General features: G+C 68.8%; 16 protein-coding genes and 1 pseudogene. 6 read left to right on the plus strand and 11 right to left on the minus strand.

The annotated features are described in order from the left end of the window. Nucleotides 1-175: 175 nt before the first annotated feature. The 9 genes and pseudogenes from RBT54_RS12260 to RBT54_RS12300 all read right to left on the minus strand — a co-directional run. Nucleotides 176-394: pseudogene (locus RBT54_RS12260) on the minus strand (gamma-glutamylcyclotransferase family protein); the annotation flags it as partial. A 165-nt stretch (nt 395-559) separates the two neighbouring features. Next, complete coding sequence (locus tag RBT54_RS12265; protein ID WP_320367356.1) at nt 560-1,576, minus strand: DUF475 domain-containing protein; 1,017 nt, start codon at nt 1,574-1,576, stop codon at nt 560-562. 99 nt (nt 1,577-1,675) lie between these two features. Further along, entirely contained in the window at nt 1,676-2,434 is a 759-nt protein-coding gene (locus tag RBT54_RS12270) for an ABC transporter ATP-binding protein (protein WP_320367357.1), read from the minus strand. Beyond that, nucleotides 2,424-3,197 carry an ABC transporter ATP-binding protein gene (locus RBT54_RS12275; protein ID WP_320367358.1) on the minus strand — a complete coding sequence of 258 codons (774 nt, stop codon included), beginning with the start codon at nt 3,195-3,197 and terminating at the stop codon, nt 2,424-2,426. The genes RBT54_RS12270 and RBT54_RS12275 overlap by 11 nt, the downstream gene beginning before the upstream one ends. Further along, nucleotides 3,194-4,315, minus strand: a complete 1,122-nt coding sequence (locus RBT54_RS12280; protein WP_320367359.1) for an ABC transporter permease subunit — start codon at nt 4,313-4,315, stop codon at nt 3,194-3,196. Before RBT54_RS12280 ends, RBT54_RS12275 begins: the two co-directional genes overlap by 4 nt. Before the next feature lie 13 nt (nt 4,316-4,328). Continuing rightward, the gene (locus RBT54_RS12285) at nt 4,329-5,261 is read right to left on the minus strand and encodes a branched-chain amino acid ABC transporter permease (protein WP_320367360.1); all 933 of its coding nucleotides are present in this window, start codon (nt 5,259-5,261) and stop codon (nt 4,329-4,331) included. Between the two features lie 146 nt (nt 5,262-5,407). Further along, a complete protein-coding gene (locus tag RBT54_RS12290) occupies nt 5,408-6,523 on the minus strand; it encodes a branched-chain amino acid ABC transporter substrate-binding protein (RefSeq protein WP_320367361.1) in 1,116 nt (371 codons plus the stop codon). Nucleotides 6,524-6,845: 322 nt separating this feature from the next. Next, a complete protein-coding gene (locus RBT54_RS12295) occupies nt 6,846-7,688 on the minus strand; it encodes a DUF429 domain-containing protein (protein ID WP_320367362.1) in 843 nt (280 codons plus the stop codon). Beyond that, nucleotides 7,685-8,611, minus strand: coding sequence for a histone deacetylase (locus tag RBT54_RS12300; RefSeq protein WP_320367425.1), 927 nt, complete (start codon nt 8,609-8,611; stop codon nt 7,685-7,687). Before RBT54_RS12300 ends, RBT54_RS12295 begins: the two co-directional genes overlap by 4 nt. 206 nt (nt 8,612-8,817) lie before the next feature. Here RBT54_RS12300 and RBT54_RS12305 point away from each other — a divergent pair, with 206 nt between their 5' ends. Then, a complete protein-coding gene (locus RBT54_RS12305; protein ID WP_320367363.1) occupies nt 8,818-9,819 on the plus strand; it encodes a molecular chaperone DnaJ in 1,002 nt (333 codons plus the stop codon). Nucleotides 9,820-9,894: 75 nt separating this feature from the next. Here RBT54_RS12305 and dbpA read toward each other — a convergent pair whose 3' ends face one another. Then, nucleotides 9,895-11,358, minus strand: a complete 1,464-nt coding sequence (gene dbpA, locus RBT54_RS12310) for an ATP-dependent RNA helicase DbpA (RefSeq protein ID WP_320367364.1) — start codon at nt 11,356-11,358, stop codon at nt 9,895-9,897. 246 nt (nt 11,359-11,604) lie between these two features. On the opposite strand from dbpA, the gene RBT54_RS12315 reads away from it, so the two are divergent. From RBT54_RS12315 to purT, 5 genes are all read left to right on the plus strand, one after another. Further along, on the plus strand, nt 11,605-12,777 hold the full coding sequence (locus RBT54_RS12315) for a M20 aminoacylase family protein (protein ID WP_320367365.1): 1,173 nt from the start codon (nt 11,605-11,607) through the stop codon (nt 12,775-12,777). Between the two features lie 10 nt (nt 12,778-12,787). Next, a complete protein-coding gene (locus RBT54_RS12320) occupies nt 12,788-15,286 on the plus strand; it encodes an ABC transporter permease (protein ID WP_320367366.1) in 2,499 nt (832 codons plus the stop codon). Nucleotides 15,287-15,295: 9 nt separating this feature from the next. Beyond that, nucleotides 15,296-16,537, plus strand: a complete 1,242-nt coding sequence (locus RBT54_RS12325; protein ID WP_320367367.1) for a DNA recombination protein RmuC — start codon at nt 15,296-15,298, stop codon at nt 16,535-16,537. A 76-nt stretch (nt 16,538-16,613) separates the two neighbouring features. Further along, on the plus strand, nt 16,614-16,904 hold the full coding sequence (locus RBT54_RS12330; protein ID WP_320367368.1) for a hypothetical protein: 291 nt from the start codon (nt 16,614-16,616) through the stop codon (nt 16,902-16,904). Between the two features lie 31 nt (nt 16,905-16,935). After that, complete coding sequence (gene purT, locus RBT54_RS12335; RefSeq protein WP_320367369.1) at nt 16,936-18,135, plus strand: formate-dependent phosphoribosylglycinamide formyltransferase; 1,200 nt, start codon at nt 16,936-16,938, stop codon at nt 18,133-18,135. Nucleotides 18,136-18,188: 53 nt separating this feature from the next. On the opposite strand, the gene RBT54_RS12340 is transcribed toward purT, so the two are convergent. Beyond that, a complete protein-coding gene (locus RBT54_RS12340; RefSeq protein WP_320367370.1) occupies nt 18,189-19,928 on the minus strand; it encodes a hypothetical protein in 1,740 nt (579 codons plus the stop codon). Nucleotides 19,929-19,987 lie beyond the last annotated feature (59 nt).

Consider the following 19,987-nt stretch of genomic DNA (forward strand, 5'->3'; position numbering starts at 1 on the left):
GAGGTCCGCCCTCGTGAAAGTAGGTCATCGTCAGACTAAACACAATACAAACGCCCTCGATCTCAAAAAGATCAAGGGCGTTTGGCCGTCTACAAATACAAAACAAAAAACAACGTAAGCCCCCGGCGAACCCGTCTTGCCAGTTTGCTCAGGCGCAGACAGTGGGCACCGGGCCTTACTTCGCGCGGCCCCCACCTCCCGCTTGCCCCGCCGCGAGTGCATACACATACGCCTCCACCACCTCGCCATTGGCCAGCGTCGCCTTGGTCAGCACGCGCACGTAGTCTGCGCCCTCGAATTCGTCCAGCGTCGCCCAGTGCTCGGCAAGTCGCGCCGACCGGAAGACGTAGCCTTCGATGTCCTGGCCGTCTTCGCTCGGCACCATGGCCGGAAAGCCGGATTGCGCGAAGCCCCAGCCAGCTTTGTAAAGGCGACGCCGTGGCTGCGGCCTTTCGCCATGCCCATGGCGAGCACCATGAGGTTGTCCGGGCCGGGCGAGACGGTGATGACGATGGCGGCGAGCTGATCGGGTGCGAGCATGGTGGTCGTCGGGCGGCGATCAATGCGCGAGCGCGGCGCGGTTGTGGCGGATCGAACTCCACAGCGACGCGGCGATCAGCACCGCGCCGATCAGCCCGGTGACTGTCTCCGGGATGTGCACATGTACGCCGATGAACATGATCGCCGCCAGCGCGCCGATCGCCCAGAAGGCGCCGTGCTCCAGGTAGCGGTAGGCCTCGAGCGTGCCGCGATAGACCAGCATCAGCGTGAACGAGCGCACGAACATGGCGCCGACGCCGAGGCCGATGGCGATGATCGGCAGGCTGTTGGTGAGCGCGAAGGCGCCGATGACGCCGTCGAAGCTGAACGACGCGTCGAGCAGTTCCAGGTACATGAAGCCGGCGAAACCGGTCTTGGCGACCACCTGGCCACCTTCGCCTTCCTCGCCGCCCATGATGGCGCCGATGCCGTCGGCGAGGATGTAGACGATCAGCCCCCACACGCCGGCAACGATGAATTCCATGCGCTGTTCGGCGCCGTCGAGCCAGGCCGAACTGGAGAGGATGGCGAGCAGCGTGAACATGATCTGCGCCGCTTCGAGCCGGCCGAGCTGGGTGAGCGGGGCCTCGATCGGCGCCAGCCAATGGGTGTCCTTGTTCACGTCAATGAAGAACTTGAGGAACACCATCATCAGGAAGGCGCCGCCGAAGGCCGCGATCTCGTGGTGCGCCGAGGTGAGGATGCGCGCGTAGTCGTCCGGCTTGAACAGCGCGAGGTCGATCACCGCCATCGGCCCCATGTTGGCGACCACGCCGACGATGGCGAGCGGGAACACGATGCGCATGCCGAACACCGCGATCAGGATGCCCCACAGCAGGAAGCGCTGGCGCCACTTCTCGTCCATGTGGCGCAGCACGGTGGCGTTGACCACCGCGTTGTCGAAGGACAGCGAGGTTTCCAGCACGGCCAGCACGGCGACGATGAAGACGGCTGGCCAGCCGCCCACCAGATAACCGCCGATGAGGCCGAAGACGGTGAAGCCGATGGACCAGGAGAAGTACTTGAGGTTGTGCATTGAGCGGGCGGGGAGGGATGCACGAAAAAGGTGCGCAATGTTAGCGCTTTCCCTGCCCGCTGCGGTGCGCGACCGCAGGCCGGATTCCGCCCCGACGGCTTACGCTTCCTCGCCCAGGTAGGCTGCGCGCACCTTCGGATTTGCTAGCAGGTCACTGCCGGTGCCGGTGAGCGTGATCAGTCCCGACTCCATCACATAGCCGCGCTGTGCGAACTCGAGCGCGAGGTTGGCGTTCTGCTCGACGAGCAGGATGGTTACGCCCTCGCGCGCCACCGACTGCACGACCTCGAAAATCTTCTCCACCACCAGCGGCGCCAGGCCCATCGAGGGCTCGTCGAGCAGCAGCAGGCGCGGGCGCGACAGCAGCGCGCGGCCGATCGCCACCATCTGCTGTTCGCCGCCCGACAGCGTGCCGGCCACCTGCGGCAGGCGCTCCTTGATGCGCGGCAGCATGGTGTAGACGCGCTCGAGGTCGGCCTCGATGGCCGCCTTGTCGCTGCGGCTGTAGGCGCCCATGCGCAGGTTTTCTTCCACCGTCAGGCGGGTGAAGATGCCGCGCCCCTCGGGCACCAGGGCGATGCCGGCGCGCAGGCGACGATGCGCCGGCACGGCGTTGATGCGCGCGCCCTTGTAGTGGATGTCGCCGCCGGCGATCGGCAGCACGCCGGCGATGGCGTTCAAGGTGGTGGTCTTGCCGGCGCCGTTGGCGCCGATCAGGCACACCGTCTCGCCAGCGTAAAGCTCGAGGTCGATGCCCTTGACCGCCTGGATGCCGCCATAGGCGATCTTGAGGTCGTGCACGCGCAGCAGCGGCGCAGTCGAATCCGCGTGGGAAACAGTGTGGGGATCAGTGTGCATGCTTGCCTCCGCCCAGGTAGGCGGCGATCACCGCGTCGTCCTTCTGCACCACCGCGGGCACGTCCTCGGCGATCTTCTTGCCGAAGTCGAGCACCGCGACGCGGTCGCACAGGCCCATCACCAGCTTCACGTCGTGCTCGATCAGCATCACGGTGATGCCGTCATGGCGGATCTGCTGGATCAGTTGCTTGAGCTGACCGGTCTCGGTGGCGTTCATGCCGGCAGCGGGTTCGTCCAGTGCCAGCAATTGCGGTTCGGTGGCGAGCGCGCGCGCGATCTCGAGCCGGCGCTGGTCGCCGTAGGAGAGGTTCTTCGACACCACGTCGGCAAAGCGCTGGATGCCCACGTAGCGCAGCAACTCGAAGGCGCGCTCGGTGGTCAGGCGCTCTTCCTCGCGGGTGAAGCGGTTCTGCGTGAGCACGCCCCACACCCCGGCCTTGGTGCGGATGTGATGGCCGGCCATGACGTTCTCGAGCGCGGTGAGGTCGCGGAACAGGCGGATGTTCTGGAAGGTGCGGGCGATGCCGCGGCCGACGACCTTGTGCGGCTTGCCGGTGGGCAGCAGGCTGCCGTTGAAGACGAACTCGCCGCCGTCGGGGGTGTAGGCGCCGGTGAGCACGTTGAAGAAGGTGGTCTTGCCGGCGCCGTTGGGGCCGATGAGGCCATAGACCTCGCCCTTGCGGATGGTCAGCGAGACGTCGGAGAGCGCCTGCAGGCCGCCGAAGCGCTTGCCGATGTTGCGGGCCTCGAGCAGGGTGATCACTTCGCGCCCTCCTGCTTCAGCGTGTTGTTCAGGTGCTGGCTCAGGTGTTTGTCGTGGCAGTAGCGCGCGCGCGCCGGGATCATGCCGGACGGGCGCAGCAGCATCATCAGGATCATCGCCAGCGACAGCAGCAGCATGCGCAGCACCTCGGGGTCGAGCAGCACGTGGCCGAACAGCGTCTGCTGCAGCGGCACGGCGACGTCGCGCAGGATCTCGGGCAGCAGCGCGAGCACGAAGGCGCCGACCACCGCGCCGGCGATGTTGCCCATGCCGCCGAACACCACCATGGTCAGCACCGCGATCGACTCCATCAGGCTGAAGCTCTCCGGGCTGACGAAGCCCTGGAAGGCGCCGAACAAGGCCCCCGCCACGCCACCGAAGGTGGCGCCGAGCGCGAAGGCGAGCAGCTTCATGTTGCGCGTGTTGATGCCGATCGCCTTGGCGGCGAGCTCGTCGTCGCGCATCGCCGCCCACGCGCGACCGATGCGCGAGATCTGCAGGCGCTGGATGAAGAGGATGGAGCCGGCCACCGCGATCAGGAAGAAGTAGTAGTAGAGGAACAGCGAGTTGATGGTGAAGTCCTCGCTGATGCGGATGTTGCGCGACAGGTCCCAGCCGAACAGGTTGATCGGGTCGATCATGTTGATGCCCTGCGGGCCGTTGGTGATGTTGACCGGGTAGTTCAGGTTGAGCATGAAGATGCGCACGATCTCGCCAAAGCCGAGCGTGACGATGGCGAGGTAATCCCCGCGTAATCGCAGCACCGGAAAGCCGAGCATGATGCCGGCGAGCGCGGCGAACGCGGCGCCCAGCGGGAGGATCAGCCAGAACGGCAGGTGGATGCCGAAGTGCGGTGAGGCGAGCAGCGCGAAAGTGTAGGCGCCCACCGCATAAAAGGCGATGTAGCCGAGGTCGAGCAGGCCGGCAAAGCCCACCACCAGGTTCAGCCCGAGCGCCAGCATCATGTACAGCAGCGCAAAGTCGAGGATGCGCACCCAGCTGCGGCCGAACTGCCAGGCGATGAAGGGCGCGGCGATGGCGATGAGGATGATCAGCCAGCGCGCCGCGGTGGGGTTGCGCTTGCCCAGCCAGGGGACGGCGGCGACGAGTTCGTTCATGGTGCGTGCTCGCTCAGGCCCGGTCCGAAACGCGTTCGCCGAGCAGTCCGGTGGGGCGGAAGATCAGCACCAGGCCGAGGATGAGGAAGGCGAAGATGTCCTGGTAGGACGAGTTGAGGAAGCCGAAGGTGAAGTGCTCGATGTAGCCCGCGCCGAAGGATTCGACCAGGCCGAGCACGACGCCGCCGAGCATGGCACCGCCCAGGTTGCCGATGCCGCCCAGCACCGCGGCGGTGAAGGCCTTGAGCCCGGGCATGAAGCCCATGCCGTAGTGCGCGATGCCGTAGTTGCTGGCGAACATTACGCCGGCCACCGCGGCCAGCGCCGCACCGATGACGAAGGTCATCGCGATCACCGCGTTGGTGTCCACACCCATCAGGCTGGCGACGCGGTGGTTCTCGGCGGTGGCGCGCATGGCGCGTCCGATCCGGGTGCGATTGACGAGCAGCAGCAGGCCGATCATCAGCAGCGCCGACACCACCACGATGGCGATCTGCACCGGCGTGACGAACACGCCGGGAATCGGCTGCAGCGGGGTGGTCGAGATGAGCTGCGGGAAGGTGTGGTAGTTGCGGCCCCAGATGATCATGGCCACGGTCTGCAGCAGGAAGGACACGCCGATCGCGGTGATCAGCGGCGCCAGGCGCGGCGCGTTGCGCAGCCGGCGGTAGGCCAGGCGCTCCATCGTGAAGCCGAGCAGCATGCAGATCATCATCGCCACCGCGAGCGCGATCGCCAGCATCACCAGCGGCGACATGCCGGGCGCCATGCCCATCAGGAACAGCATGGTCTGCAGCGCGACCAGCGCGCCCACCATCAGCACGTCGCCGTGGGCGAAATTGATCAGGCCCAGGATGCCGTACACCATGGTGTAGCCGAGCGCGATCAGCGCGTAGACGCTGCCGATCACCAGCCCGTTGATGAATTGCTGGATCAGGGTTTCCATGCTGCCTTCTTGAAATCTGCGGGGTCGCACGCCACGACCCGGCGAACGCGCGCGCGGGTTCGCCGGTGTGCTTGCTGCGGGAGGGGGCAAATGGAGGGCGCTGCCCGCGCGCCGTGGGTCCGGGGCGCGGGCAGCGGTTCAGGCGCTTACAGCGGCACCCAGGCGCCGTCCTTGAAGTTGTAGATCGTCACCGCGCCTTCCTTGATGTCGCCGTTGGTGTCGAAGGAGACGTTGCCGATCACGCCCGGGAAGTTGCTGTTCTTGAGCTCGGGCAGGTACTTGGACGGCTCGACCGAGTCGGCCTTCTGCATCGCGGTGATGATCGCCATCGCAGCGTCGTAGGCGTAGGGCGAATACACCTGCACGTCGGCGTTGAAGCGCTTCTTGTAACGCTCGCGGAAGTCGGCGCCGCCCGGCATCTTCTCCAGCGGCAGGCCCGGCATCGAGCAGTAGGCGCTGGACGACATGCCATCGCCGGCGAGCTTGATCATCTCCGGGCTGCAGCCGCCGTCGCCGGTGAGGAACTTGGCGGTGATCCCGAGCTGCTTCATCTGGCGCACCATCGGCCCGGCCTGGGCGTCCATGCCGCCGTAGAAGATCACCTCGGGGTTGGTGGCGCGGATCTTGGTGAGGATGGCGTTGAAGTCGGTGGCCTTGTCGGTGGTGAACTCGCGCGCCACGACCTCGCCGCCGGATTCCTTCACCGCCTTCGCGGTCTCGTCGGCCAGGCCCTGGCCGTAGGCGGTGCGGTCGTCGATGATCGCCACGCGCTTGGCACCGAGCGCGCCGGTGGCGTACTTGCCCAGGCCGGTGCCCTGCTGCACGTCGTTGGCGATGGTGCGGAACACGCCGGTGAAGTTCTGCAGCGTCAGCTTCGGGTTGGTCGAGGCCGGCGACACCTGCGGAATGCCCGCCTGGTCGTAGATGCGCGAGGCCGGAATCGAAGTGCCCGAGTTCAGATGCCCGATCACGCCCTTCACCCCGGCATCGACCAGGCGCTGCGCCACCGTGGTGCCGGTGCGCGGGTCGGCCTGGTCGTCCTCGCCGACGAGCTCGAACTTGATCTTCTTGCCGCCGATGGTGACGCCCTTGGCGTTGGCTTCCTCGATGGCCAGCCGGGTGCCGTTCTCGAGATCCTTGCCAAGGTGCGACTGGTTGCCGGTGAGCGGCGCGGCCCCGCCCAGCTTGACGACCATTTCCTGCGCGTGGGCGGCGGTGAGGCCGATGCTCATCAGGGCGACTGCGACGACGGTTCTCTTCATGCTCTGGATCTCCGGGGTGATCAGGGATGGTGTTTGGGTGAAGCCGTAACGCGTTCGTATTGTGCCGAAAAAAGCGTTGTGAATGGCTGAATCAACTGCGCGAATGAAATGTCCTGCTCCAAGGAAAAAGCAAACGGCGTGCCAGCGAAGTGGGTGGAGGGGTGGGTGCTGATGAAAGCGCCCACCCGCCTGCGAGATATGCATCCTGTCGCGGCCTGCGCGTCACCTCGGCGCGTGTTCGACAACGAGCATCTGCACGAGCTTGGGAGCTTCATGCTCGTCGATGGTGCAGAGCCGGTGGTCGCGGAGTGCAAGACTTGCGCTAGGCGCTGCCGGCCGTGCAGCCGGCGATCCATCCTTCCAGCGGGTCCATCGCGGCGGGCAGGCCGAAGCGCGGCGGGCCATGGCGTGCGGCGGCGGCGGCTTGCAGAAGTGCGAGCGCGGCGTCGAGCAGGTCGCCGCTGGCATCGTCGACCAGGGCCTGGCGCTGTGCTGGCGTGGCGACAAGCACCGGTGGGGCCAGGGTGCGTTCCGCCGCGGGCCGCTCGGCGGTGAGCGCGCTAACGATACCGATGCGCGCCGCACGGCGCTCCATGGTCTGCTTGCGGCGCTCGTCGCTCTTGTACGACGCGGTGGTGATGCGGCGGGCGAGCAGCCCGGGGTAGGCCTCGATGGCGATGCGGTTCGGGTCGCCGTCGTGCGTCCCGGGCACATCCACGCCCGCGGCGAGCAGCCGCGGCGCGCCCTCCAGGAACATCAGGCCGACCGGCGGATTCACGAGCTTGAGCGGACTGTGCGAGCGCGCCGGCAGGTCGGTGGCGCGGTGGGCGTAGCGCCGGCCGGCGGGGCGGGATTCGCGGTAGGCGTCGAGTGCGGCGCGAAAGGCGGGTTTGCCAAGCGCGGCGCAGTGGCGCACGAGCGCGGGCCAGGTTTGCGGCCAGCCAAGGTCGATAGTCGCCTCGCGCGGCAGGCCGAAAGGAAAGTCGAAAGCGCCCAGCCATGGCCCGGGGCGGGCGAGCCGAGCTTCGAAGCTCGGCCAGTCCGCGCAGCGCTCGAAATTGTCGAGCACAACGCGCGCACCATCCAGATGGCCGCAAGCCACGGTGATCGGCTTGGCGCGACGCGGGGCGGAGGTGAAGTCGATACCGAGCAGTTGGCGCGTCATCGCCGTTCGTCCTGTTGCATGACCCGCGCCGCCGTGCAGATGGTGTTGATGTGAATCGTCACCGTGTCGTCGATCGGCTGCGCGTAGCCGCCGGCCATGGCCACGGCGACCGGGACGTTGGTGGCGCTGCACATGCCGAGCACGCGTTCGTCGCGCAGGCGCAGGCCGTCGATGCTGAGCGCGAGGCGGCCGAGGCGGTCGCCGGCGTAGGGGTCGGCGCCGGCGAGGTAGATGACCAGTTCGGGCCGGGCGCGGGTGAAGACGGTGTCGAGCGCTTGATCGAGCGCGGCGAGGTAGGCCTCGTCGCCGGTGTCGTCGGGCAACTCGATGTCGAGATCGCTCGCCTGCTTGCGGAAGGGGAAGTTCCTGGCGCCGTGCACGCTGCAGGTGAAGACCTCGGGCGTATCGGCGAGGATGGTGGCGGTGCCGTCGCCCTGGTGCACGTCGCAATCGACGATCGCGATGCGACCGGCGCGGCCCTCGGCCTGCATCGCCAGCGCGGCGATGGCGGCGTCGTTGAACACGCAGAAGCCCGAACCGAAGTCACGGTGCGCGTGGTGTGTGCCGCCGGCGAGGTTGGCGGCGCAGACCGTGCCGCCCTCGCGATCGAGCGCGCTGCGGCAGGCGGCCAGCGTGGCGCCGGCCGAGCGGCGGGAGCGTTCGACCATCGCTGCGCTCCACGGAAAGCCGATGCGGCGCACCTCGGCCGCGTCCAGGGTGCCGCTGGCGACGCGGTGCAGGTAGCCGGCGTCGTGGGCGCGCAGGATCTCTGCGTCGCTGGCGGCAGCGGGGACGCGCAAGTCGTCATCGGCGAACAGGCCGCTGTCGAGCAGGCGCTTGCGCAGGCGCGCGTACTTTTCCATCGGAAAGCGGTGGCCCTCGGGCAGGGGCAGGACGAAATGGTCGGCGTAGTAGAGCTTCAAGGTGAAGGGCTTCCGGTTGATCTCGGGCAACGCGGGGTCGGCGGCGCGTCGTTCCCGTGCGGTTTCAGACCCCGCGAGCGGTCTTGAGTGCGCCAAGGATAAGCCGCCGTTTGCAGCGCCCGAACGAACAACTGTTGTCATGACTTTATGGTGCGGTGCAATATGGCGAATGTCGATTCCATCACTACACCAAACCGAGGCCGAAATTGGGTTTCCGCCTGTCCCTGGCAAGGATCCGTGCCACCATCGCTCGCTTCTTCTTCGGCGGCAAGACCGCCACCGTGGCCGTCGCCCCGCCGCGGGTCGCGCCCGTGCCGGTGGTGCCCGATGTGCCGCCCGAGATGACGCCCGAAGTGTCGGCCGAAGTGTCGGCCGAAGTACCGGCCGGCGTGAGGGAGGTCCTTCCGGTGCCTGAACGTCACGACACGCCCCGCTTCGAGGACGACCCTGGCGCGCCTGCCGCAATCGTCGCGGCGCCCGATCCGGACGCCGAACGCTTGCTCGCGCGCTGCGTCCGCTTGCAGGGTCAGATGCTCGACTTCACCGGCCGTCTCGCCGACATGGAGCAACAGGTGCGCAGCTACGAGCAGCACCAGTTCCTCGCTCTTGGTGACGTGGTGGACGAGTGCCTGCGCCTGCGCCAGGAATATCTCAGCCTCAAGGCTGCGCGCTCGGGCGCGGCGGCCGACCGCGAACAGGCGCGTCAGGCCGACGAGGACTTCGACGCCTACCGCCGCAGCACGGAGCACACGTCCACGCCGCTGCCCGAACTCGACGACGACGAGCAGGACGAACTGCGCGGGCTGTATCGCGCCGCGGCCATGCGTTGCCACCCGGACCGTGCGGAGGAGGCCGAACGCGCCGAGGCGCACGACGTTTTCCTGCGCGTGCAGGCGGCCTACCAGGCGCGCGACCTCGAGGGGCTGCGCAGCATCACCGCCGAACTGGCGGGGTGGGCGCGGGAGAACGAGGAGGCGAGCACTGCGCAGGCGGGCACGGCGCCCGCGGGCAGCGCCCTGAGGCGTCGGGTCGCCGAGCTGCAGACCCAGGTCGCCGACCTGATGCTTGCCGTGCAGACCTTGCAACTGGATCCCGCTTACCGCCAGGCCGTTCAGGTCGAGCGCTGGGAAGCGGACTTTGCCGCTGCGCGCGCGGGCTTCGAGGCCGAATGCGAGGCCTTGCGCGCGCAGATCGCGAGGCTGGCGTAGCGCCAAACCCGAGGCTGGGGGCGTGGCGCCCCCGACTCAGAGCCTGAGCCTCGCACCCCGAGCCTCACGCCCGCTTCAGGCTTCGAGCGCGCGCACCTTCACCTTCTTGCCCTTGAGCGTGCCCGCCGACAGGCGACGCACCGCATCGCGCGCAATCGCGCGCTCGACCGCGACGTAGGTGGTCTGGTCGGTGACGGTGATCTTGCCGACCTGTTCGCGGGTGAACCCGGCCTCGCCGGTGAGCGCGCCGAGCACGTCCGCCGGGCGGATCTTGTCCTTGCGTCCGCCCAGGATCAGCAGGCTCACCATCGGCGCCTGCAGCGGCTCGCTTGCGTCTTCCACCAGCTCGTCGAGCGCGTGCCACTCCGGCTCGAAGCCCATCATCTGCGCGATGCTCGCGACGCGGCGCTTGTCGGCGCTGCTGCACAGGTTCAGCGCCCAGCCCTCCTCGTCGCCGCGGCCGGTGCGGCCGATGCGGTGGATGTGGATCTCCGGGTCGGGGGTGACGTCGACGTTGATCACCGCTTCGAGCCGGGCGATGTCCAGCCCGCGCGCGGCGACGTCGGTGGCGACCAGCACCGAGCAACTGCGGTTGGCGAACTGGATCAGCACCTGGTCGCGCTCGCGCTGCTCCATCTCGCCGTTGAGGGCAAGCGCCGCAAAGCCTTGCGCGCGCAGCAGCTCGACCAGATCGCGGCATTGCTGGCGGGTGTTGCAGAAGGCCAGCGTGCTGACCGGGCGGTAGTGGCGCAGCAGCTTGGCGACCGCCTCCAGCCGGGCCGGGTGGGCGACCTCGTAGAAGCGCTGGCGGATCTTGCTGCCCGCGTGCTGCTCGAGCAGCTTGACCTCCTGCGGCTTGCGCAGGAAGCGCGCGGCCAGGCGGGCGATGCCTTCGGGGTAGGTGGCGGAGAACAGCAGGGTCTGGCGCTCGGAGGGGCAGCGGCCGGCGACGAAGGCGATGTCGTCATGGAAGCCCATGTCCAGCATGCGGTCGGCTTCGTCCAGCACCAGCGTGTTGAGCGCGTCGAGCTTGAGGCTGCCACGCTCGAGGTGGTCCATGATGCGCCCCGGCGTGCCGACCACGACGTGAGCGCCATGCTCCAGGCTGTCGCGCTGCGGCCGCATCGGGGTGCCGCCGCACAGCGCCAGCACCTTGATGTTGGCCTCGAAGCGTGCCAAGCGGCGGATCTCCTGGGTGACCTGGTCGGCCAATTCCCGGGTCGGGCACAGCACCATGGCCTGGACGGCGAAGTTGCGCACATCGAGCCGGGCGAGCAGCGGCAGCGCGAAGGCCGCGGTCTTGCCGCTGCCGGTCTTGGCCTGGGCGATGAGGTCGTGCCCGGCGAGCGCCAGCGGCAGGCTGGCGGCCTGGATCGGGGTCATGGTCCGGTAGTCGAGCTGGCGCAGCGTGTCCAGCATGCCCGCGGGCAGGGGCAGGGCGTCGAAGGGCAGGCCCGGGTCCGCGGCAGCGGGCGGCGCCACGGGATCGGTCGGCGGGCTTGCGGGGGACGCGGAGGAGGTATCGGTAATGTCAGTCATGCGCAATTATCGGGCCTGATTCGACACTTTCAGCAGAAAACTTGGCGGCAGCGCGTTTCGCGCGGTGCGGGAGCACTTGCCGGGCGCGGCTTCGCGTGGAATGGGAACGGCGCCGGCGGGAACTTCGTCCCCGCGCCGGCTTCAGACCCCGCGAGCAGACAAAGCGCGCGAACCATGAACCGCCGCCGCGCCCGCCTGTAATACACTCGTTCCCCCTGCTACAAACCACAACAACATGGTGCAGCCATGAGCCTCATCGAAAGCGTCCGCCCCCTCAAGGACAAGCTGACCGCCATCCGCCGCGACATCCACGCCCACCCCGAGCTCGCCTTCGAGGAGCATCGCACTGCCGAGCTGGTCGCGCGCCATCTCGAAGCGCTCGGCATCGAGACCCATCGCGGCATCGGTGGCACCGGCGTGGTCGGCGTGGTGCGGGGGCGCCGCGGCCTGCGCGCGATCGGGCTGCGCGCCGACATGGATGCACTGCCGATCACCGAGCGCAACGAATTCGCGCACAAGTCCACCATCCAGGGCTGCATGCACGCCTGCGGCCACGACGGCCACACCACGATGCTGCTCGGCGCGGCCGAGGCGCTCGCTTCGCGGCGCGATTTCGACGGCACGGTGTACCTGATCTTCCAGCCCGCCGAGGAAGGCGAGGGCGGCGCGCCGGCGATGATCGCCGACGGCCTGTTCGAGCGCTTCCCGATGGAGGCGGTGTTCGGCATGCATAACTGGCCGGGCATGGAGGCGGGGACCTTCGCCATCCACGCCGGGCCGGTGATGGCGAGCGCCGACCGCTTCGACATCCGCTTCACCGGCGTCGGCGCGCACGCGGCGATGCCGCACCTGGGCGTGGACCCGGTGGTGGCGGGCGCGGCCTTCGTGCAGGCGGCGCAGACGCTGGTCAGCCGCGTGCTCGACCCGATCGACGCCGGCGTGGTGTCGGTGACCCAGTTCCACGCCGGCGAGGCCTACAACGTGATCCCCGACCGCGCCGAGCTGTGCGGCACGGTGCGCACCTTCTCGGCCGAAGTGCGCGACCGCCTCGAGCGCGGCCTGCGCCAGGTGGCCGAGGGCATCGCGCAGAGCCATGGCGTGGAGGTGCTGTTCGAGTTCCGCCGCGGCTATCCGCCGACCGTCAACACGGTGGCCGAGGCCGCGCTGTGCGCCGAGGCCGCGCGCGCGGTGGCGGGGCCGGAGCGCGTGTTCACCGACCGTCGCCCGAGCATGGGCGCGGAGGATTTCGCCTACTTCCTGCAGGAAAAACCCGGCGCCTACATCTGGATCGGCAACGGCCCGGGCGAGGGCGGCTGCATGCTGCACAACCCCAACTACGACTTCAACGACGAGGTGATGCCGGCCGGGGTCGCCTACTGGTGCGCGCTGGTGCAGCGCCTGCTCGGCGGCGTGAAGTGAGCGCCGCCCGATGATTCGAACCTTGCGCCTGGCCTTCCGCATGATGCTGCGCGATCTGCGCGCGGGCGAACTCCACCTGCTCGGGCTGGCGATCGTCATCGCGGTGGCGAGCCTGACCAGCGTGGGCTTCCTGGCCGATCGCGTCGGGCGCGCGCTCGACCGCGAGGCCAACCAGTTGCTCGGCGGCGACCTGCTGCTGCGTGCGGATCGCCCGTGGTCGGAGTCCTTCATCGAGGAGGCGCGCGGGCGTGGCCTGCAGACGGCGAAGACGGTGCTGTTCACCAGCATGGCCAGCACCGCAGAAACCGCGGCCCTGGGCGGGGTCAAGGTGGTGGAGGACGGCTACCCGCTGCGCGGCGCCGTCCGCATCGCGCCGGGGCCCAATCAGCCCGATGCTGCTGCGGGCCGCGCGCCCGAGCCAGGCGAAGTGTGGCTCGACGAGCGCCTGTTCGCTGACCTGAGCGTGAAGGTCGGCGACACCGTGGGGCTGGGCGAAGTGGCGTTTCGCGTCGGCGCCATGGTCAGCTTCGAGTCCGATCGCGGTGCCAACTTCTTCAGCTTGCTGCCGCGGGCGATCTTCAACCTCAAGGACCTCGACGCCACCGGCCTGATCGCGGTCGGCAGCCGCGCCACCTGGCGCCTGCACGTGGCGGGCACGCCGCAGGCCGTCGAATCCTACGAAAAGTGGGCGCGCGCCAACCTGGGCCGCGGCCAGCGCGTGGAGACGGTGGAAAACGCCCGCCCCGAGGTGCGCGCCGCGCTCGACCAGGCGCAGCGCTTCCTGCGCCTGGCTGCCTTGCTGGCGGTAATCCTCGCCGCGGTGGCGGTGGGGCTGTCGGCGCGCCGCTTCATGGCGCGCCATCTCGACGGCTGTGCGGTGATGCGCGTGCTCGGCGCACGCCAGGCGCAGGTGCTCGGCGTCGTGGTCGGCGAGTTCCTGATCTTCGGCCTGGCCGCAGCGGTGGCAGGCACCGCGCTCGGCTGGAGCGTGCAATGGGGGCTGGCGGGCGGGCTGCGCGAAATCCTCGCCACCGAACTGCCCGCGCCGTCACTGCTGCCGCTGGCGCATGGCGTGGTGGTAGGGATGGCGCTGCTCGCGGGCTTCGTGCTGCCGCAACTGCTGCGCCTGGGCCGGGTGAGCACGCTGCGCGTGCTGCGCCGCGAGTTCGAGTTTGCCGAGCCGGTGTCGGGCAGCGCGTGGGCGCTCGGGCTGGCGGCGCTGCTCGGGCTCATCTTCTGGATCGCGGCCGACGCCCGCCTGGGGGCGATGGTGGCGGCGGGCTTTGCGGTGGCGCTGGGCGTGTTCGCACTCGCCGCGTGGGGTGTGTTGAAACTCGCCGGTAGGCTCAAGGGCCAGGGCAGCCTGCGCGGTGGCGGCTGGCGCTACGGCATCGCCGCGCTCGGCCGGCGCATGGGCAGCAGCGTCATCCAGGCTGCCGCGCTCGGGCTGGGCATGACCGCGCTGCTGCTGCTCACCCTGGTGCGCGCCGACCTGCTCGACAACTGGCGCAACATGGCGCCGCCCGATGCGCCTAACCGCTTCATCATCAACATCCAGCCCGACCAGCGCGAAGGCGTGGCCGCCGCCTTCGTGGCCGGGGGCCTCGCCGCACCGGCGATCCAGCCCATGATCCGCGGCCGCATGGTGGCGATCAACGGCGAAGCGGTCGACCCCGCGGTGTTCGAGGACGAGCGCACGCGCAGGCTGGCCGAGCGCGAATTCAACCTGTCCTACGGCGCGGCGCTACCCTCGGGCAACGTGGTCCAGTCCGGGCGCTGGCATGGGGCGGCGGCCGAGCCGCAGTTTTCGGTGGAAGCCGGGCTGGCGCAGACCTTCGGCCTGAAGGTGGGCGACCGCGTCGCCTTCGAGATCGCCGGGCAGCGCGTCGAGGCGCCGATCACCAGCGTGCGCAAGCTCGACTGGGACTCGATGCGGGTCAATTTCTTCTTCATCGCGTCCGATGGCGTGCTGGAAAACTACCCGGCGAGCCTGATCACCAGCTTCCACCTGCCGCCGGGCAATCACGACTTCACCACCCGACTGGTCGGCGCCTTCCCCAACCTGACGGTGATCGACATCGCCGCGGTGATCGCCCAGGTGCAGGCGATGACCGACAAGCTGATCGTGATCGTGCAGTTCGTGTTCGGCTTTGCGGTGCTGGCAGGGCTGGTCGTGCTCTATGCGGCGCTGCAGGCCACCCACGACGAGCGCGACTACGAGCTCGCCATGCTGCGCACGCTTGGTGCGCGCAATCGCCAGGTGCGCCAGGCGCTGTTTGCGGAGTTCCTGGTCCTCGGTGGCGTGGCCGGCGTGCTCGCCGGCATCGGCGCGAGCGCGATCGGCTGGGTGCTGGCCGAGCAGGTTTTCCGCATGCCGTATGTTCCGGCGCTCGTTCCCGTGCTGGTGGCGGTGGTGCTGGGCGCGGCCGGCGTGGTGGCGGGCGGCTGGCTGGGCACGCGTGCGCTGTTGAACCGGCCGCCGCTGGCGAGCCTGCGTGCGCTGGGCTGACGGGTGCAGATGCCACAACTGACCCAGGCCGACACGCTGCTCGCCGGCCTGCTGGCCGCGGTGCTGGTGCTGCTGGTGTGGCTGCTGGTGCGCAGCTACACCGGTGGCCGCAAGCTCACCGCGCAGCTCGGCGACGAGCTGTCCGAACTGATGGAGCAGCAGCTCGGCGCCCAGCATCGCGAGCTGCTGCGCGATCTGCATGAAGGCCTCGCGCGCCAGACCGACCGCATTGGCGAGCACGCCCGCGCCGACCGCGAGCTGCTGCAGCGCGGCCTCACCGGCGCATCGCTGCAACTCTCGCGTGGCATGAAGGTGCTGGTGCAAAGCGTCGACGGCCGCCTCGACACCTTGTCGGGCCAGGTCAACCAGCGCCTGGACGAAGGCTTTCGCAAGACCAACGAGACCTTCGCCAGCGTGATGGCGCGCCTGGCCACGATCGACGAGGCGCAGAAGAAGATCGACGGCCTCACCACCAATGTGGTGAGCCTGCAGGAGCTGCTCGGCGACAAGCGCGCGCGCGGCGCCTTCGGCGAGGTGCAACTCGAGGCCTTGGTGCAGAATATGCTACCGCCCGACGCCTACGCCTTCCAGGCCGTGCTGCCCAATAACACCCGCGTCGACTGCCTGCTCACGCTGCCCGCGCCCACCGGCAAGGTGGCGGTGGATGCAAAGTTTCCGCTCGAGAACTACCACCGCATGTTCGACAGCGATGCGGCCGAGCTCGACCGCCGCGCCGCGCAGCAGGCCTTTCGCACCGACGTCAAGCGCCATGTCGACGCCATTGCCTCGAAGTACATCCTGCCCGGCATCACGTCCGATGGCGCGGTGATGTTCCTGCCCGCCGAGGCGGTGTTTGCCGAACTGCACGCCTATCACCCCGAGGTCGTCGCCTATGCGCAGGCCAAGCGCGTGTGGATCGTGTCGCCAACCACGCTGATGGCGGTGCTCAACACCGCACGCGCGGTGCTCAAGGACGTCGAGACGCGCAAGCAGGTGCATGTGATCCAGGACGCGCTCGGCAAGCTGGCGAAGGATTTCCGCCGCTTCGACGAACGCATGGCGGCGCTCGCGCGTCATATCGAGCAGGCCAGCCGCGACGTGCAGGAGGTGCAGACCTCCAGCCGCAAGATCACGGCCCATTTCCATAAGATCGAGTCGGTGCAGCTCGAGGACGATGAGCTTGAGGACCTGGCCAGTGAAGGCAGCGCAGGTCCGGCGCTGCCCCTGCCGCCGACCGATGCGCGGATTTGACCGAGAACAGGGACGTGGCCGCCCGACGTCCGTATGGTCCTGAAACTTCTTATTTTTTCACGAGGCGCCCGATCCGATGTCTACCGTTCCCTTACCGATCCTCTTCATCATGGGGGTCTTCCTCGTTTTCTGGCTGATCCTGCGCAAGTTCCATCGCCTGGAGCAGAAGAAGCGAGCGCTCCCCGAGCTCAGCGCTTACCTGTACGCCAACAACCAGAGTGAGAGTGCGCCACGCTGCAGTGCCTGCGACTCGACCGAGCTCAAGGACGAGGGGCTCACGCACGGCAAGGACGAGCGCCGCATCATCTCCTGCGCGCGCTGCAATACCATGCTGTACCGCTTCAATCCGCCGGAGCAATCGGCCTGACTGAACCCACATCAAGGAAAGGAGACATTCGATGAATCTCGGAACCCCGCTGTCGCCTGCGGCGCTACGCGTGATGCTGCTGGGCGCCGGCGAGCTCGGCAAGGAAGTGATCATCGCGCTGCAGCGCCTGGGCGTGGAGGTGATCGCGGTCGATCGCTACCCGAACGCGCCCGGCCACCAGGTGGCGCATCGTGCCCACGTGATCGCGATGACCGACGGCGCCGCGCTGCGCGCGCTGGTCGAGCAGGAACGCCCGCACCTGATCGTGCCCGAGATCGAGGCGATCGCCACCGACATGCTGGCCGAGATCGAGACCGCCGGGCTGGCCGAGGTCATCCCGACCGCGCGCGCCACCCAGCTCACGATGAACCGCGAAGGCATCCGCCGGCTGGCCGCCGAGGAGCTCGGCCTGCCCACTTCGCCCTACCGCTTCGCCGATTCGCTCGAGGAACTGCAGGCTGCGGTAGACGGCGGCATCGGCTACCCGTGCATCGTCAAGCCGGTGATGTCCTCGTCGGGCAAGGGGCAGTCGATGCTGCGTGGCCCCGAGGACGTGAAGAAGGCGTGGGATTACGCCATGCAGGGCGGGCGTGTGGCGCAGAGCCGGATCATCGTCGAGGGCTTCGTCGATTTCGAATACGAGATCACGCTGCTCACCGTGCGTGCGCGGGACGCCAGTGGGGAGGTGCAGACTTATTTCTGCGAGCCGATCGGCCATGTGCAGGTGGCGGGCGACTACGTCGAATCCTGGCAGCCGCAGGCGATGCGCCCGGCGGCGCTGGCGCGCGCTCGAGAGATCGCGGCAGCGGTGACCGGCAACCTCGGCGGACGCGGGGTGTTCGGCGTCGAGCTGTTCGTGAAGGGCGATGAGGTGTGGTTCTCGGAGGTCAGTCCGCGCCCGCACGACACCGGGCTGGTGACGCTGTGCTCGCAGCGCTTGTCCGAGTTCGAGCTGCACGCGCGCGCCATCCTCGGCCTGCCGGTGGACACCGCGCTGCGCGAGCCGGGCGCGTCGGCGGTGATCTACGGTGGCGTCGATGCGCAGGCGATGCGCTTCGAGGGCGTGGCCGAGGCGCTGGCGGTGCCGCGCAGCGACCTGCGCCTGTTCGGCAAGCCGGAATCCTTCGTCAAGCGCCGCATGGGCGTGGCGGTGGCCAATGGCAGTGATGTGGCCGAGGCACGCGAGCGCGCGAAGCTGGCAGCGAGCCGGGTGAAACCGGTCGCGGGCTGATTGCAGCGCGGCGGCCGGGTAGGAGGTTCAACCGGGGGGTTCAGCCCGGGGGCTCACTCGGTCCGGCCGAAGACGTCGATCAGGATCGGCGTCAGTGCATGCGTCGGGCCGAGCGGGGTTGCTGGCGGCACAAGGCCGGTCACGAATCCGGCGGCTTCGAGGCGTTCAAGAAGGGCTGGAATGCTGGCGATGACATGCACCGGCACGTCCCAGGGCTGGTCGGGGCCGCTCACGCTGCCGATCGGCTGATGGTCGCCGATCACGATCGTCACCAGGTTCGCCGGGGCGTAGCGCGCGAGATAGTCCGTCAGCCAGTCGAACTGATAGCGCATCGACGCGATGTAGGCGGGCAGGGGGTTCGACCAGCTCGTCGGCACGGCCTCGGCGGCATCGACCTCGTCCTCGGTGAAGGCCTCGGCGCCGAGCAGGCTCGACCAATCGTTGCGGTAAGGTGGCAGCGCGCGGAACGGGGCGTGCGTGGTCACGGTGGGAAAGACGATCAGCCGCGGCTGACGCACGGCGCCGCCGGCGATCGCGGTCCGTGGGCCGGGCGAGTTCGCTTTGCCGGTTCTGCCCGAGTCGCCTGCGTTGTCCGAAGCCGTGTCCGTACCCGGGGCGGCGTTCGCATCGTACGTGCTCCGGAAGTCCCCGCCCAACTCCTGCACATGGATTAGCGCCATCGAGGCCTGGTCCGGGATGCGCCAGAAGCCGAACGGGCGGCTGGCGTAGCCGATGCGCCCGGCGTCGGCGTAGCGCTCGAAGCCGTAGAAGGCGCCCTCCGGCCACGGCAACTGGATGCCCGGCAACCAGCCGACCGTGCGGTAGCCGTTGGCCGCGAAGTGGCGCACCAGGGTCGGGCGCTCGGTGGTGAGCAGCAACTGGTAATCGGTCGGGTCGCGCATGTCCAGGCCCGCGAGCAGGCTGGCATGGGCGAGCCACGAGGCCCCGCCGAAGGTGGGTGACACCAGCCGCGCGGACATCACCTGCCGCCCGCTGGCGGTGATCGCAGCGGTGAGCTTCTTGCGGTGGCTGTCCAGTGTGCGGGCGATCTCGGGGCGGTCGAGCGTTACCGCGCCGTAGGCTTCGGCGAACACGATCAGCACGTCTGCGCCGTCAAGTGCCGCGAGCGTCCCGGTGAACGCCGGTCCCGGGCCGAGGCGCTCGGCGCCCGCGGTGCGCGACAACGCGGTCGACAGCAGCCGGTACTGTTCGGCCAGCATGCCGGTCACGGTGGGGGCAAAGGTGTGCGCAGCCGGTCGTCCGATCAGATCTTGCGACAGCCAGAGCGCCAGCGTCGCCCCCGCAAACGTCAGCATCAGGATGCGTCCGGCCCCTTGCTCGGCGCCGCGGGAGAGCAGGGCGATGCAGCGGCGCACGATCACGTACAACAGGGCGAGCAGGAGCATGCCGCCGAGCACCGCCAGCAGCACCTGGGCCGACAGGCCCTCGCGCCCGCCCATCCTGACGACCGCGCCGAGGTGGGGTGCGTCCCAATAGACGTTGATGCGGCGGCCGAGCACGGCGGGCACGGTGACGTCGATGTAGTGCAGCACCACCCAGAGTGTGCCGAGCACGGCGAGCGCGACCTGCAGCCGGCGCGGTACACGCCCGTACAGCACGCCCCAGGCGGCGATCAGGGCCACCGCGGGCGCGAACTCCAGCGCCAGGCGCCATTCCAGCGCAGGCCAGAGCGTCGGCCAGGCGTTGCCGTGGGCGAGCAGGAGGTTCAGCACGCACAGCGCGAGCGCGATGCCGGCGATGGATCCGATGCGAGACGGCGGCGCGTGGCTCATGCGGAGCTCGCTGAATGCAGAGTCTCGCCGCGCCTCGGGCAGGCTATGATCGGTGGCGT

Origin of the sequence: Thauera sp. (assembly GCF_034003485.1) — a bacterium.
Classification (GTDB): domain Bacteria; phylum Pseudomonadota; class Gammaproteobacteria; order Burkholderiales; family Rhodocyclaceae; genus Thauera.